Origin of the sequence: Paenibacillus sp. FSL H8-0259 (assembly GCF_037963255.1) — a bacterium.
In the GTDB taxonomy this organism is placed as follows: domain Bacteria; phylum Bacillota; class Bacilli; order Paenibacillales; family Paenibacillaceae; genus Paenibacillus_AQ; species Paenibacillus_AQ phytohabitans.
This window is the reverse complement of sequence record NZ_CP150147.1, coordinates 2,139,584-2,155,544: the sequence shown is the minus strand read 5'-3', so window position 1 is coordinate 2,155,544 and position 15,961 is coordinate 2,139,584. Positions and strand designations below refer to the sequence as shown.

Here is a 15,961-nt window from a genome sequence, read left to right as displayed (position 1 = left end):
TTTGTCACTGGGGGAGCTTTCTTGGAAATCAGTAAAAAAGAACTGTCAACGGTCAATGAGATTATTTATAAGAATATGGACCTATGGCTCAAGAAGCTGAACAAACGCATTCACCTCAAGCTATATGCGCTGGTGTATGACAACAATGACAAGCTCACCAAAATCGTTCGTGTCAAAAAAACAGTACCCGCTTCCAATGGTGAGCCTGGCGTTGCCCAGGATATATTCCCGGAGGTGGACTTGCAGACGGTATTTGATGAGCTGCGTATTCTTCCAGCCGATGAAGGCAAACTGCCCGCTACAATTGAGGTCTTAAAGTGCTTTCTGGATAAACAATGCTACAAGTCCCTGGCGGATTACAAACAGAAGAGCGCCGAGGACAAAACAGAGGAAAGCGAGGTCAAGGCGCAGCCAGAGAGTGAAGATACAAGGCTACTCTATGCTAATCATTTTCAATACCTTGGGGCCAAGAATACACAAGTTACGCTTTCTTACCTATTGGAAATAAGGAATGTGGATGCGGTGTCGCGGGAGCTATTCTTCTCCAGGCCTCAGTTCTCGTTCCTCCGGATGTCGCTGGACTATTTCTTCGGTAACTATTTCTCGGTGAATCCCAAAGGAGAAATTACACTGCAAGACAACAAGATCCAGAGCCGCTTCGATGAGGACCCCCTGCTGTTCAACCGAAGAATGTCACGTTTATTTTTTGGCAAAATGCAGGAGTACATCCTTAGCAATAAATCTGCTGACGTTCCTGAATTCAACAATGACTTAAAGTTTGATTATTCTATACATAGCCTAATGGAACAGATGGACGAAATCTCCAGCCTCCCCTATGAGAATGCAAGCCCGTTCGGCTCCATCCTGTTTCTGAACAGCCAGGCCATCGACTTGCCGGGATTGATCCGCTTCAGCATCCAGTTCAAGGAGACGGGCCGAATTCTGCTGGACGATGCCAAACGTATCCGTAAGCTGCTGGAGCTGACCAATGAAGATAAGGATCTGTATCTCATTGCGGACCATAGGCATATTTACGGACTGGGCGAAGTGAACTGGAACCTGCAGCATAGCACCCTTGCCGTTCGTCTCGATTTCAACGGCTTATCCAAATTAAAGCTGGTTCTGGTTCACACCGAAGCTGAATTGTCCAAAGGCGGGGAACTCATTGTAGAGAATGACAAGCGTTACTACCGTTCAGATCTTGCCATGGTAGAGCAACCGCTGATTTCATTAAGCTCCAAGAATCCCAGACTGGGCGAAGAAGGCTACAGCTCTGAACGGTTCATGAAGCTGCTGGAGAATACGTTCTGGAAGGGGCAGTCCACTGCTGCCCACCAATCCAGCATTAAAGCTCTGGACCTGATTGTCCGAAAGGCCAGGGAACAGAAGCACGGAACTATGGTCGTTATTACAAATCCCGATACGGCCGAGCAGGAGCTTACCACCTTAAGCAAACAATCCACGCCCATTGAGGAAAAAGCAATTCATCCGGATCATGTTAAATTTCTGACAGCGATTGACGGCGCGATCTATTTCGACACCCAAGCCCGGTGCCACGCGCTTGGAGTGATTCTGGACGGCAATGCCAAACCGGACATCGGCGATCCCAGCCGCGGCGCCCGCTTCAACTCGGCCCATCGCTATCTGCATAAGCTTAAGGATAACGGTGACCAGAAATGTGTCATTGCGATCATTTCCGAAGACGGCATGGTTAATCTGATTCCCGAGAATGAGAACGAAGACCTGCTGCTGGCCACTGCCGAAGAGATGATTGACCTCATTAATGTGGATGAGCCGGATCTGAACAAGCTGGAGGCCAAGGGGAAACTGCTGCTGGAATCCAGCATAGTCGATAGTGAGTGGTTGTTTAAGGTGGGGAGAGCCTGCTGGAATGCGGAAATGTATGATAAAGCTTTTGAATTTGCAAATCACGCCGAGGACCAGGCGAAATCGGAATTTATATCCGCATCCAATTATAATCTGATCGGGATTTGCTATTATGCTAAAGCCCATAATCAAGACGATGATCAAGCGAATATGAAGTATTACGAAAAAGTTATTGAGATGTGTGAGAAGGCTGTTGAAAATTCACTTCATGGTGAGAATCGGTACCACATCTATAAGCAAAATATAGGTTTTTCTTGCTATAAATTATTCCAAATATTAAAAAATAACTCGGATGATTATTATGCAATACTGGAAAAAGCCATCTATTCATTAAGTGAGGCGATCGAGGAACGGAAACGCAGATCTCTTGAAAACAGTAAGCAACTATATTTTAGAAGAGCCTATTGTCTTCAGGAACAAGCTGAATCGGAAGAGAGTGAAGTTACTAAAGAAGCCCTATATAGAAAGTCGATTGATGATTACAATCTTTCATTGGAGCTTGAACCCAAAGATCCGGATTCACTCTGGAATAAATTCCTCATCCATGAGTATTTAGTTGAGCTGAATGATGCCGTAGAATGTCTCGCTAGAGTCTTAGTACTTAAAAATGAAGAAATATATATGGAACAATTAGTTGAAATCATAAACAAACAGCCCGATCTGATTCTTGTGGCAAGAGCTGCTTATACCGCGCAAACCGGCAGCGCTTCACTCCCATCGGAATTGGACAAGCTCTACGAAGCCTATCTGGGTAAATTGGAGGCCTTCGATCTAGAAGGTGTGGCAGCTGCCAAGGAGGTGACCTCTCATCCGAAGCCGGATCCGGACGGGGATGAAGAGTTGGATTCAAACTAACGTGCTGCGAGTGCGAAAGGGGCGTTACACCAGAACGGGACTCTTGTCCATTCTGGTGTAACGCCCCTTTGTAGCGCCTATTGTTACAACCTTCTGAATTCTACGCCAGCAGCCGCAGCAGCACGATCCCGCTCAGGGCGAGTACAAGGTCCCGAACCACCCGGCCTTCGAAGTTAGCCTTCAGCGGTGCCATGCCTGCGTTAATCCACAGCAGCGACGGATCGTTGTGCGGCACGAGCGAGGCGCTTGGCTCAATGCGGTGCCCTTTACTCTTGAAAAACTGCAGCCATTTGGAACAGATTTCACTTGCTTTCTTCTTGTACAGCTCCCGTCTCATCATTAGTGCGGCCCTCCGGCCGTAATTCTTGACGTTACCCAAAATCAAAAACAAAAAACGCCCCTGAATGAAATTCAGGGACGATGATTATTGCGGTACAACCCTGGTTTTCGCCTTGTTCCGCAGAATCACGGACTGTAGCAGACGATCGCCTTGCGCGGCTGTTAACGGGTGCCCCCGGCGGGATTGTTCCCCGCACTCCGAAATTAGCTTTCTGCGTTGATTTTTAACATTTCCAGTATATCCAGCGGCTTTGGCACTATCAATCTCGGGCAGGAAAATTGCAGGAAGGGGAGCTGAAACTTATGTAAAATGATATTTACAGCGCTTACATACGAGCGTATTATTTAATAATATAGCTAGAACATTGCTGAACTGGATACCTAGGGTTTATTGGTGATATGAGAATGCTCAAAGAATTGGAGCAATTGTATTTTATGCATCAGATTCTACTAATTTCAAATGTCGAGACGTAGCTCAGCTTGGTAGAGCGCTTGCTTCGGGAGTAAGAGGCCGCAGGTTCGAATCCTGTCGTCTCGACCATACAGTTAGTGCCGGAACCCTTGATTTATAAGGGTTTTTTGTTTGGACTCTTTATGATCATCCTTTGTATGTTTATGCATGAGTCTTAACCAATTAAGGCAATTACATCTTTTTCTCCACATAAAGGAGTACCTTCAATTCAGGCTGCCAGTTAATCCAGCCAGCCACAAACGAGCAAGTTGAGGCTTTATTGGAGAGAAGGATTATGATAAACAATGCTGTTCATCCTCCATCTGGAAAGCTGAACGGCGTTGTTTATTTTTGATTATTCCGGCAATTGCGAAGCATAACCATAGCATAAATCACGAGGAGCTTGTAAAGGCGCTAAGACGCCACGAAATCAAAGACCAGAACTGGGAACGGAATAATTAGATATGCATATGATGTCACTCTTTATCCAGCGGATTGCGGATATCATCCTTGTAGAAATCGAAAATGAGCTGCTGCTGCGTTCCTCTCACTGCATAGAACACGTCGGAGATATGTTTTCCTTTGCGTCTTAGCTCGTTCTCCAGCCATTGTGCCGTAAGTCCGTAATTCTTCAGATTATCCTCCATTACGATGCCATCCATAATTAATTCCACCGGGAAGGCTTGCGGATGGGACGGCAGCTTCATATCCTTCTTCTGTACTCCCTGAAAGGCCTCCTTTTTCAGGACGGACAACCTTCCGTTATCTTCAAGAATGGCATACTCCACCTCTTCTATATCGAAAATATCTTTCTCCCGCAACGACTGATCCAGTGAATCCATCGTATATTTAAGCTTGCGCATGTTGCCCTCCAGGATCTTTCCTCCTTCAATCAGTACCGTGGGCGAACCGGAGATCCAAGCTCTCCACTTATGGCTTTTCAGCGCGATCAGCGACAGCAGAAAAGAAAGGGCGGCAACAGCGACAAGGGCCAGAATCAAATAGACCGATTTCAGGCTCTCATTGAACGCCAGGTTGGCGGCTATCGACCCCAGCATGATGCTGGTGACGAAGTTATGAGAAGTCATGTTCGATATCATCTGCTTGCCCAGCAGCTTAGGGATAAACAAAAGCAGAATGACGGAAATTATCGTGCGGACCAGAATATCCATATAAGCATGCATAGCGCAATCCCTCCTCCCTCCATTATTTCCAATACGAACCGAAACAAACGATTTGTACGGGAGGAGACAATGAATTGACCGTAATTATATTGTGACTTAGCCCGGATTTATCTTTTTATTCTCGGCAGAAATGCCGCCGGAATCAGCGCCAGTGTAGCGAAGGCAATCGACCAGATAAACGTATGATCGAACGCAACAGCCATAGCTGCCGGGTCATGGGACAGGACTGAATTAAGCTCGTTCTGCAAAATAATAGCGATAACCGATACGCCAAAGGCGCCGCCGATCTGCTGCATAATACGAGTGGTGCTGCTGGCATGCGGAATTTGCTTCGAAGACAGGCCGATATAGGCCGAAGCCATGACCGGCAGAAAAACAGCCCCTAATCCTGCCCCACGCACGATCAATGCTGCGCTCAAATAGTAATAGCTCGTATCTCCGCTAAGCTGCGTAAGCGGCCATGTTCCAAGTATGGTAAGGAGGGTTCCGGCAAGAACGACGGGTCTCGAACCGATCTGATCGGTTAGTTTGCCGGCAAGTGATCTTGTCAGCAGCATCCCGATTCCTTGCGGAACGAGCAGCAGACCGGATATTAGCACGGATTCGCCGCGGACTTGCTGGAAGTACAGCGGCAGCAGCAGCATCGCCCCGTAAGTAGTCAGACCGGACAGGAATAGCAGTGTCGAGGATACCGTAAAGGGACGCACCCGAAACAGCTTAACATCAAGCAAGGCTTCGTCACCTTTGCGGTATGCATAAATGACAAACACTGCTAAAAGCACTAACCCGGCTATAACGGGAACGAGAACAGCGGCATGACCGTAACCGTGGCTCGAGCTTACCTCTCCTAGACCATAAATAATGAGAATGATAGCTGGGGACAACAGCATCAGTCCCGGCAGATCCAGCCGCAGTGTCCGGGTTCCGCGCTCTTCATTGGGCAATCCCTTCCACGCCATGAGGATGGCAACGATGCAGAGCGGAATATTCACAAAGAAAATCCATCTCCAGCTCAGATGATTGATGATAAGGCCTCCCAGCACTGGCCCGAGTATCGGCCCAAGCAGCGCCGGTAGAGCCACCGTGGCCATTCTTTTGCCCATATTCTGTCCTCCGGAGGCGCGTACGGCCAAGGTCTGCATAATGGGCATCAGCAATCCCCCGCCGATCCCTTGAATGGTACGGAAAAAAATCAGGCTCTCCACATTCCACGCCATGCTGCACAGCACAGAACCAAGCAAGAACATGCCTAGCGAAAATAGCCACATCGGCTTGCCCCCGAACCGCTCCACCGCCCAGCCGCTAATAGGAATGACCATTGCAAGCGCAAGCAGATAACCGGTCATCACCCATTGAATGGTTGACACCGAGGTGTTAAATTCCCGCACCAGTGTATCAATAGCCACATTCGTGATCGTCGTGTCGAATAACGGGGCCAGAATGCCCAGCATGAGAATCCACAATAATTTCTTCGCGGCTGCCTGCTGTTCAGCCGATTCTAGCACTGCGGTATCTTGTTTTTGCAAAATAGATTACCTCCCTGAGATTGAGAAATAAGAAACAAAAAGTTTCTTATTTGCGCTTATGATATACTATCCCCATATGAAACGCAACGAAAATTTCTAAAGGAGTATGAGACCCATATGTCTACTTCTCAACATCAGGATAAATTGAAAAACAGACGCAGAGGCAAAGAGCTGGAAGCGGCTATACTGCAGGCGGTACGGGAAGAATTGCATGAACAAGGCTATTCTAATCTAACGATGGATGGAGTAGCGGAGCGGTCAGGAACAAGCAAAGCCGTGCTGTACCGCCGATGGGCCAACCGTGCTGAGATTGTACTGGCGGCGGTCCGGGAACGCGTGCCTCTGCCGCTGGAGGAGGTACCCGATAATGGGAATTTGAGGGACGATGTGTGCGGTGTGCTCCGGTCCATGAATCAGAACAATATCGAAGTGATGATGAAGGCTTTCTACGGGCTTGTAACGGAAATCGGCGCCATGCCGCTTGCCTCCTTGATATTCCCAGACGGGCGTCAAAACAGGACAATGACGATTGTACTGCAGCGGGCCGTTGAACGGGGAGAGGTATCGGCCGAGTCCGTTACGCCCCGGATGCTTACTTTGCCGGCAGATCTGGCACGCCATGAGCTAATGCTGTATAACAAACCAATGTCCGAGGAGACCATTGCCAATATTGTGGACGAAGTGTTCCTGCCGCTCGTATTAAAGCGTTGATTACCCTATCTAAATAGAAAAACGAGAGGAGATACGCCGCCAATAATTCGCCGTAAATCTCACTCTCGCCTGATTTCAACATACAATTTGATGTCTCCGCCGCTCAATCAGATGAGCCCGCCTGCCAGCTTTTCATCATCTCCTGCGCCTGCTGCGGATCTGTCATGAGCAACGTCCGGTACTCCAGCATCCAGTTCAGGGTATTCAGCATTTGGTCGTATTCTTCCTTCTTGCGTTCGATCTCCCTCTTCTTGCTGCGAATCCAATCTATGATCTGCTGGTTCGTATGCGCATTGGAATCGTGGTCCTGCAGAGCTTCCTTCAGTTCCGCCAGTGAACAGCCGATGGATTGGAACTTCTTGACGAGCTTGAGCCGCTGGACAGCCTCTTCCGAATAGTTGCGGTAATTGTTGCTTTCCCGCCGGACATGCCGTTCATCCAGCAGGCCTTCCTTTTCATAAAAACGGATCGTATGGATCGTGAGTCCCATCTTGTCTGCCAGTTCCTGAATTTTCATCATTATTTCTCCTTTGGACCGCTTGCCCTAGAGTTCACTTCATAGTTTATGCTTAACATGATCAGGCAGTCAACTTATGAAGGAGGATATCATTATGCATGTTTTTGTTACTGGAGCAACGGGGTATATCGGTTCCGCGGTTGTCAAGGAATTGATCAGTGCGGGACATACTGTGACGGGTCTTTGCCGTTCTGAAGAGAAAGCAGCGGGACTAACGGCGGCGGGAGCCACAGCGCTGTACGGTACTCTGGATGATCTAGAGACTCTGAGCAGCGGCGCTGCTGCTGCGGACGGCGTGATTCATCTGGCGTTCACCAATGATTTCTCCGACTTTGAAGGTGCGCTGGCCCTGGATTTGGGGGCCGTTGAAGCTATGGGAGCGGCGCTGGAAGGCTCCGGGAAGCCGTTTATTACCACGGCTCACGCAAATGGACATGCCGTAGATGCTGCAGTGCTCGCAATGGCAGAGCGGGGCATCCGGGCATCCATCGTCTCGCTTGCACCGTCTGTGCACGGCGAAGGCGACCGGGGTTTTGTGCCGATGATGATCGACATCGCCCGGGAGAAGGGCTTCGCCGCCTACATCGGCGACGGAAGTAACCGCTGGCCGGCAGTCCACCGCCTGGATGCGGCGGTGCTGTACCGCCTGGCGCTGGAAGCCGCCCCGGCGGGCTCGCGGCTGCTGGGCGCCGGCGATGAAGGCATTCCGCTCTGCGAGATCGCCGCAGTCATCGGGCGGCAATTGAGTGTGCCGGCGGCCAGCATAACCCCTGAAGAAGCCGCCGCCCACTTCGGCTTCCTTGGTGCTATCGCGGCAATCGACATCACAAGCTTATACAACACTGCGCAGGCAAGCCTGGCAACGCGGGAGCTTCTGGGCTGGCAGCCGGTACAGCCCGGACTGATCGCCGATCTGGAAGAAGGGCATTATTTCGCCTAGCTCTGTAACCCGGATTCATAGATACCAGGGTGTCCGGGAGAATTGTTGCAGAAACTGCAAGATTTCTCCTGCCAAGCCGCTCGGAGGCGCAAAAATGCTGTCTTTCGTACAACATTTCAGGAATATGGTTGATATAATGAAGAGAATGTTGTATTTAATGCAGGATTTCAAAGCAAAACCCAAAAGCAGGACTAGATGCGGAGGAGGATACTGAGTTGAGCAAAATCATTCACTGGGGCATTATCGGCTGCGGGGATGTAACCGAGGTTAAGAGCGGTCCGGCCTTGCAAAAGGCCGGAGGATCGCAGCTCGCGGCCGTCATGAGGCGCAGCGGAGAACTTGCAGCCGACTATGCGCGGCGGCATGGGGTACCCCGCTGGTACGACGGGGCAGCCGGTCTGATAGCCGACCCTGGCGTGGATGCCGTGTATATCGCTACACCGCCGTCCACCCATATGGAATACACCTTAGCGGCAGCGCAGGCCGGAAAGCCAGTCTATGTGGAGAAGCCCATGGGTCTTAATACGGCGGAATGCGAAGCCATGATTGCTGCCTGCGGGCAGGCGGGGGTTCCGCTGTACGTCGCTTATTACCGCAGAGGGCTTCCGCGCTTCCGCAAGGTTAAGGAGTGGCTGGACACAGGAGCGATCGGTGAACCCCGGTTTGTGCGCACCCTGCATATGACTAAGCCGCTCGCAGCGGTAAGTGTGGAGAATTGGCGGGTGGACCCGGAAATTTCCGGCGGCGGGTTATTGCTGGATGTGGGCAGCCATACGCTGGACCTGCTCGATTTCCTGCTTGGCCCGATTGAAGATGTCAACGGACATGCGTCCAACTTTGGAAGCCCCTACAAACCTGAGGATACCGTATCCGGCAGATACCGCTTTGAGACAGGCGTTCATGGGACGGGCATCTGGTGCTTCAATGCCTTTACTAACGAAGACGTTACTGAAATTATCGGCAGCCGTGGCAGTATCACCTTCTCCACCTTTGCGGAGCAGCCGGTTATTCTCCGGACCAAAAACGGGGAGTACCCTGAATTTATCGCCCACCCGCCCCATATCCAGCAGCCGCTGATCCAGTCCATTGTAGATGAGCTTCTGGGATGCGGCACCGCTCTAAGCACCGGCGATACCGCTATCCGTACCAGCCGCGTGATGGATGAACTTGTACGGAATTACAATGGACGCTGATTGCCGGCATACTAAAAACTAAAATAAACCTGCAGCATAAACAGCCAGCCTCCGGGAATCCGCCCGGCGGCTGGCTGTTGCTGCGCTCAATCAGAAGAAAATTCTAAGTCCTAATTACAGCTTCCAGATCCGGTACAGAATGACCGCTGCTTCCGCCCGGGTAAGAGTATCGTCCGGGGCAAGCCTGCCGTTCTTACCGTTCACAACTCCATATTTCAGCAGAGCTTCCAGACTGCCCTTGGCGTAAGCGGAGATCCGCTCTGCATCCGCGTAAGCATCCAGAGTTCCGCTGCCTTGTGCCGCTATCCCTGCTGACTTCAGCGCGCGGGCGGCGATCACCATCATCTCCTGACGTGAAATCGTGCTGTCCGGCTTAAAGGTGTTATCTGCATAGCCGGTGACGATGCCGAGCTGCTTCGCGGCGGCAAGCTCCTTGAAATGCTCCGCATTATTCCCGACATCGCTGAATCCAGCACCTGCTTCAGCAGCAGCTTTGAGTTCAAGCACCTTCAGAAGGGATGCGGTGAAATCTGCTCTGCTCACTGGAACAGCCGGTGAGAAATTGCCGCTGGAGGTTCCCAGGACAAGATCACGCGCTGCCATAGCAGCGACAGCCTGCTTAGCCCAAGACAGATTCCCCAGATCCGTGAATGTCAATGGAGCATACGCCGCTGCAAAAGTGCCGAACTCTGATGTCTGGAACACAAGTGATCCGTTCGCCGCATTATAACGGCTGTTCACGACAGCAATCATCTGGCCATCCTCACGGAGCTGGCGCACCAGCAGTGAATCGGGGTAACCCAGCTCTTCCATTGCCGGCTTGTAAGGAATTGAAACAGTTATAGGCATATCCGGGCTGCTCCAGGCCATCTCCCGGCCTCCGGCCGACAACTTCAGCTCCACTACCGGACGACTGCCGGTCAGACTGCGGGCTGCCGCATCCGGACTGGCCGCCGGGGACTCTTTTACATGAATGGAGATGTATTCACTGTTTGCTGTAATGCCAGCCAGTTGCCCGCCTGGGATTGCGAGCGTTGCAGGGCCTGTCTTGATCACAAGCACGAAGTTCGCCTGCCCCTTCAGGCTTTGCAGCGGCAGTTCAACTTCGTATGAGGCTGCACCCGTCTGCTTCGGCAGGTCGATCACGATTTGTTTCATGCCGTCTGCTGCCGGGACTGCCTGCTCCAGCGCTTTGCGCAGAATATCGCCCGTAACCGTGGCCTTTGCCTCTCCTCCCTGATTCTTGATTTCCGGTCTGATCGTAACCACGCCGTCCTTACTCTCAAGATTCACAGGCTTCGGTGTAGGTGTGCTATTGACATAGTTTGTTCCGCCAGATACCGGTGCCGGGGTTGGTGTAGCTGTTGGTGTTGGTTCTGCTGTTGGTTCCGCAGTTGGTTGTGTCGTTGCTGCTGGTGTCGGCGTTGGTGCCGTTGTCTGTTCCGGCTCTTCATCCCTGCTCTTGAGAGTCAATATGCCGTACACAGACGTGTCCTGATAACCGTTCCCGGTGGTATCATTCCAGGCGGCAACACTTTGCCGGACGCCGCTCTTGGCATCGTTAATCTGAGTGTCGAAGCCGACCTTGGTGCCGCCGGCCGGGGTGATTTTTTTGAACGGAATCTTCATTTCAAGGGTATAGCTTGTTCCGGCTACCTTGGTTGCCGACTCGAAGCCTGCACTGATGGCTGCCGGACTGAAGGAGGCTTCATTGTCATAATTGACCCGGAACTGTCCGTCATCGTCCTGATAGAAGGTGGTACGGCCCAGATTCTCATCCAGGAAGACCTCAACCGAGTCTTGCTCCCACGCATTCGCGTTACTCTTGTCCAGCTGGGCATCGCTGACCTGGACCAGTACATATAGATTCTGTTCATCCCACAGAGTACGCGCGGTTCCGCTTGCACCCTGCCAGGCCAGCTGATACCGGTTCACTGCCATCTCAGGCGCTGAGGACCAGATTTCATCCGCTGTTCCGTCAATGACCGGTGTGCCGTAAACGGCCTCAGACACATTAGCCTCTGTCGTGTTCGGTTGATGCTCTGACATATATTTTGCCGGATCAATGACGCCGTAATATGCCGGTTTGGCCTGCAAATCCCTGTCAAACAACAGCGGACTTGAGACAGCTCTCCAGCTGGTACGGTCATCCATTCCCCAGAAGGTAACGCGCTCGATATTGGCGGCATGTGCCTTGTAGAGATCCATCAATTTCGCATACAGATAGCCCTGGTCGACCAATTCCTTCTCCGTTTGCTTATTGTCGCTTCCGGCTTGAATATCGAGCTCGGTAATGCTGACCTCTACCCCAAGCGAGATGAATTTCTCCAGCGACAGCTTGACGTTATCGGGATTCGTGTTGATATTGTAATGTGCCTGCATCCCCACACCGTCAATCAGCAGCTTCCCGGGGTTAGTAAGCGCGTACCTGTCGTTGATTTCCTTGACCATACTGTAGATGGCCTGGGCTTTGTTCTGGTTATCATCGTTGTAATCATTGTAATACAGCTTGATATCCCACTCTGGATGATCGTCCAGCACCTCTCTGGCCGCCAGGAAAGCCTGCTCTACATAGTCCGCACCGATGGCATCATACCAGTGGGATTGACGCAGAGCCCCTTGCCAGTTGGACGGGTTGGACGGGTTATCATTCATTGCTTCATTAACTACATCCCAGGAGATCACCCTGCCCTCAAAATGCTCCATAACCTCCCGGATATGAGTTCTAAGATTGGTGAGTGCTTCGGCACGTCCCAGAGGAACGGTATTGCCTGCCGCATCCGTGGTCAGGTTCATCCAGTCAGGCGACTGCTGGTACCATACCAGCACATGCCCGTGCATCTTCATCCCTTCCGCCAGCACCTTGTTCACCATCGCATCTGCCGCTGTAAAAGTGAAATTCCCCTTAGTCGGCTGCAGCGCATCCGGCTTCATGGCATTGCCTGCGGTAGCAACGTTGTGATGCAGCTTCAGCAGATCCAGCCGGACACCTTCCAGATCCTCGGCTGAAATCGCGTTACCGATCAGGAAGTCATTCTGATAGGCTGCTTTTAGAGGAACCAGATCCCTTTGAATATCCACCGGGCCGGTGCCTGTATGCTCAAAAGTGATATCGTCGATATAAAAGGAGGCTGCTGTGTTGTTGGAGCTTTCAATATAAAGGGTCAGATATTCGCCGCCCACACTGTTATAGCGGTAGCTGCCCTCAAATTTCACCCAGCCGTCAGCAGTGCTGATCGTCTTGGGGGACAGGGCCACATAACTCGCACCACTGTCATTGCCCACCTGCGTAGACAACTGGAGCTGCGAGCTGGCAGGATCGATCAGCTTGACCCAGGCAGAGATGTTGTATTCGCTGCCCTTATCCACGTATTTCTCCACACGCAGGGAAGGCCCGTGCCAGGTAGAGGTTCTGCCTTCCACCTTCAGCGCGTAGGAACCATCAGCCGTATGATTCTCTTCACCGGTTACAGTAAGCAGCTCGGTTCCCGCTCTGCCGGTGAAGCCGCCTGCCGTCTGGTCTTCAAAGGTGATCGTATTGAATGGTAAAGCCGGGTCCCGGACAGGTTCTTCCCCGCCGCCTGGAGTGCCCTCTTCAGTGAACAGAATATCTCCAAGATAAAATGGCACTGCGGCCCCGGCCTCGTTAGAATTGATGCGCAAGCCATAATCCTTCTTGTCGGGGTCCACGGCACTGGTATCCACAGTGAATGTTTTCTTCAGTGTGACTGATTGGCCTGCCACATAGGGTACTGCCGTATAATTCCCATAGCTTTTCACCGTCTGGAGCGCCGCCGCCGCATCGTCCGGGACCGCTACATTAGCGTCAACGTAGACGACAGCAGTGACGGTGTATGTGTGCCCGTTCTTGAGGCCGACATCCGAGAATTTGAAATCAACCGCATCCCAGTTATTTACCCGGTTGTTTACGTATAACGCTGCTCCATCGGCATTTCCGTCAAAAGGAACTCCCGTGACTGCACTGAGGCTGGCGCCTCCGGATTGGACTGCCTTGCCTGTGCCGCCCGCAAAGCTTTCGTGGTATACCTTGGCCGGGGCCTCTGCTGCCTGAGCAGCCGGAATATACCCGCCTGCCGGAAGAAGCAGGACGGCTGCAAGTAATACGAGAGAGACTTGCTTGATTATTCGCTTCATGCATTGCACTCCTCTGTATGAATTTGGGTTTCTTTTGAGTTAAGCGCTTACAGTTATGTGAAAGCTGCCCCCCTTCTCAACCCAAATCGTAGCATAATGCAAAAAAAGCGTCTTACCCGAAACTAAAGATTGTACCGTGCTTTTTATAGTTCATTTCACTGGAGTGTCAGAACTAAGAAGCACCTGTCTGCCACTTTATAAGCCGGATGCTATAGAGGCCGGATTAATAGCAGTTGGATTTACTACACTTGCTGATGAGCGAATGTCCCCCTGCTTAATCAGCAGTTGAATAAACAGCACTTAAATCACTCCATTTCATCCAAAGTAGTGAAAACTACCCCTATTAGATGTTGTTTTTCCACTTGCTTCCGCACATCGCTCAGAAATTGACGAATTAAGATACGTTTTTCCACTTGCTGGCCTGAAGAAGCCACTCCTCACTCCTACCGGAGAACACTTGGACAGCCCGACGCGGCTCGACATCATATCGCGCCAGCCTTCACTTCATTACACCACGTGCAGGGAATCTGCACGCGATACAAAAAACGCAGAGCAGCGCCACTTAATAACGGGCAACGCTGCTCTGTTGTCTTACATTTATGGGAAAACTACTTACGGGACAGCCTTTAGATCAGCAGCCACAGCGTTCATATCAGCTTATGCGCAAACCATTTGTCGCCTCTGAAGCGCCATAGAAACACAAATCCCCGGACGGCCCACTCGCAGTTCATCGCCAGCCAGACCCCCAGCACACCGTAGCCTAGGACGATCCCGAGAATGTAACCGAATACGACCCGGAACAGCCACATCGACAGCATGGAGGTGATAGAGGTGAAGCGGGAATCCCCCGCTGCCCGCAGCGCGGACGGCAGAATGAAGCTGACCGCCCACAGCGGAATCTGGGCAATAGCATTCACCAGCAGGACTACAAACAAGTCGTCAATGATCTCAGGAGGCGGAGAGAAGATTGACACCAGCGGATGGAACAGCGGCATCAGGAGCAGGGCGACCAAGGCATACGAGGCTGAACCGATCCAGAGGAAGGACTTGATGAATTTTCTGGCATCCGCCACATCCCCCCGCCCGATGCATTGGCCGACCACCGTTACGATCGTCAGCGACAATGCACTGGCCGGAATCTGAAACACCATCGCCAGCGAGCCGGCAATAGCATTGGTCGCAATCGCATAGGTGCCCATACTAACAATAAAAATCTGGGTCAGCAGCTTGCCGCCATTGAAGAACATCTGCTCAGCTGCAAATGGAATGCCGATGAACATAATTCTGCGCAGCATGGAGACCGGAACATGGAACAGGTCGCGGACCCGCACACGCAGTACCGTGTCAATCTTGAACAGGTACACCAGGGCAAAGATCATGCCCGCATACCGCGCGATATTGACCGCCAGCGTCATCCCCAGCACACCCATGTGCAGCAGGTTAATGAAGACTACGTTCAGTAGTACGTATAACAGATTCATGATCAGCGACAGCATCAGCGAAGCCCGCGTCCTGCCGACGCCGCGCAGCGCACCGCACACCGCCTGAACCACGGCGATCCCCAGATAAGAAATACTGCTGCCGATCATGTAGATCCGGGCATTATCCAGCACATCGGCGGAAGCTGTTCCGAACAGCAGGTTCAGTATCGGCGTGTGGAAGCCCATGAGCAGAAGTCCGATTCCCACGGCGATCAGCGATACCGAGGTAACCGAACCCGCCGTAGCCTGGGATACCATCCGGTCGTTGCCGCTGCCTTTGTACTGCGCAACGACCACTGTCCCGCCGGTAGCAATGGCAACGAATACGTTGATCAGGAATATATTCAGTGAATCTACCATATTCACCGCACTGACCGCCGCCATGCCGGATGAGCTGATCATCGCAGTGTTTACCAGATTAAGCCCGATGATGAAAGCCTGGTCAATCAGGATCGGAATAAATAAAGCTACAATTTGCCGGTAATCCATCCCTTCCCCGGAAAGGTACTTCTCCAGCCATTTTTTGGCCGGCAGTCGAGCCTGAAGCTGCATAAATATATCACATTCTTTTCTGTAGAATAATTGCGAGCAGACAGTACATTCCTTCCAGTTTACTACAAATCTAGCTTCACGTCTGTGACCAGTGAGAAAAACCGGCACACAAAAAAGCAATAAATCCGCAATTCTCCATTAACGAAAGAACGGCGGCTTTATTGCTGCTG

General features: G+C 51.5%; 9 protein-coding genes, 1 tRNA gene and 1 pseudogene. 5 read left to right on the top strand and 6 right to left on the bottom strand.

Annotated elements, in window-relative coordinates:
* Positions 1-21 precede the first annotated feature (21 nt).
* Positions 22-2,742, top strand: a complete 2,721-nt coding sequence (locus tag NSU01_RS09150; protein ID WP_076242595.1) for a diadenylate cyclase — start codon at positions 22-24, stop codon at positions 2,740-2,742.
* Between the two features lie 154 nt (positions 2,743-2,896).
* On the opposite strand, the pseudogene NSU01_RS09145 reads toward NSU01_RS09150, so the two are convergent.
* Positions 2,897-3,079 (bottom strand): annotated as a pseudogene (locus NSU01_RS09145) (alanine--tRNA ligase-related protein); the annotation flags it as partial.
* 466 nt (positions 3,080-3,545) lie between these two features.
* Between NSU01_RS09145 and NSU01_RS09140 the strand changes: the two are divergent.
* Positions 3,546-3,622 (top strand) — tRNA-Pro (locus NSU01_RS09140).
* A gap of 386 nt (positions 3,623-4,008) precedes the next feature.
* On the opposite strand, the gene NSU01_RS09135 is transcribed toward NSU01_RS09140, so the two are convergent.
* Together NSU01_RS09135 and NSU01_RS09130 are read right to left on the bottom strand one after the other, a co-directional pair.
* Positions 4,009-4,716, bottom strand: coding sequence for a DUF421 domain-containing protein (locus NSU01_RS09135; protein WP_042134964.1), 708 nt, complete (start codon positions 4,714-4,716; stop codon positions 4,009-4,011).
* 107 nt (positions 4,717-4,823) lie between these two features.
* Positions 4,824-6,242 carry an MDR family MFS transporter gene (locus tag NSU01_RS09130; protein WP_076242594.1) on the bottom strand — a complete coding sequence of 473 codons (1,419 nt, stop codon included), beginning with the start codon at positions 6,240-6,242 and terminating at the stop codon, positions 4,824-4,826.
* Positions 6,243-6,359: 117 nt separating this feature from the next.
* Here NSU01_RS09130 and NSU01_RS09125 point away from each other — a divergent pair, with 117 nt between their 5' ends.
* Entirely contained in the window at positions 6,360-6,953 is a 594-nt protein-coding gene (locus tag NSU01_RS09125) for a TetR/AcrR family transcriptional regulator (RefSeq protein ID WP_076242593.1), read from the top strand.
* A gap of 103 nt (positions 6,954-7,056) precedes the next feature.
* Here NSU01_RS09125 and NSU01_RS09120 read toward each other — a convergent pair whose 3' ends face one another.
* Positions 7,057-7,473 carry a MerR family transcriptional regulator gene (locus NSU01_RS09120; RefSeq protein WP_076242592.1) on the bottom strand — a complete coding sequence of 139 codons (417 nt, stop codon included), beginning with the start codon at positions 7,471-7,473 and terminating at the stop codon, positions 7,057-7,059.
* Positions 7,474-7,564: 91 nt separating this feature from the next.
* On the opposite strand from NSU01_RS09120, the gene NSU01_RS09115 reads away from it, so the two are divergent.
* Both NSU01_RS09115 and NSU01_RS09110 read left to right on the top strand, forming a co-directional pair.
* Positions 7,565-8,410, top strand: a complete 846-nt coding sequence (locus NSU01_RS09115; protein ID WP_076242591.1) for an SDR family oxidoreductase — start codon at positions 7,565-7,567, stop codon at positions 8,408-8,410.
* 215 nt (positions 8,411-8,625) lie between these two features.
* Complete coding sequence (locus NSU01_RS09110; protein ID WP_076242590.1) at positions 8,626-9,603, top strand: Gfo/Idh/MocA family oxidoreductase; 978 nt, start codon at positions 8,626-8,628, stop codon at positions 9,601-9,603.
* 114 nt (positions 9,604-9,717) lie between these two features.
* On the opposite strand, the gene NSU01_RS09105 is transcribed toward NSU01_RS09110, so the two are convergent.
* Positions 9,718-13,758 carry an endo-1,4-beta-xylanase gene (locus NSU01_RS09105; protein WP_076242589.1) on the bottom strand — a complete coding sequence of 1,347 codons (4,041 nt, stop codon included), beginning with the start codon at positions 13,756-13,758 and terminating at the stop codon, positions 9,718-9,720.
* A gap of 647 nt (positions 13,759-14,405) precedes the next feature.
* Positions 14,406-15,791, bottom strand: a complete 1,386-nt coding sequence (locus tag NSU01_RS09100) for an MATE family efflux transporter (RefSeq protein ID WP_076242588.1) — start codon at positions 15,789-15,791, stop codon at positions 14,406-14,408.
* Between the last annotated feature and the right edge of the window lie 170 nt (positions 15,792-15,961).

Bases quoted from the DNA above. Each gene is read 5' to 3' on its own strand.
- NSU01_RS09135 (WP_042134964.1), bottom strand. From the start codon at position 4,716: ATGCATGCTTATATGGATATTCTGGTCCGCACGATAATTTCCGTCATT.
- NSU01_RS09125 (WP_076242593.1), top strand. From the start codon at position 6,360: ATGTCTACTTCTCAACATCAGGATAAATTGAAAAACAGACGCAGAGGC.
- NSU01_RS09120 (WP_076242592.1), bottom strand. From the start codon at position 7,473: ATGATGAAAATTCAGGAACTGGCAGACAAGATGGGACTCACGATCCAT.
- NSU01_RS09115 (WP_076242591.1), top strand. From the start codon at position 7,565: ATGCATGTTTTTGTTACTGGAGCAACGGGGTATATCGGTTCCGCGGTT.
- NSU01_RS09105 (WP_076242589.1), bottom strand. From the start codon at position 13,758: ATGAAGCGAATAATCAAGCAAGTCTCTCTCGTATTACTTGCAGCCGTC.
- NSU01_RS09100 (WP_076242588.1), bottom strand. From the start codon at position 15,791: ATGCAGCTTCAGGCTCGACTGCCGGCCAAAAAATGGCTGGAGAAGTAC.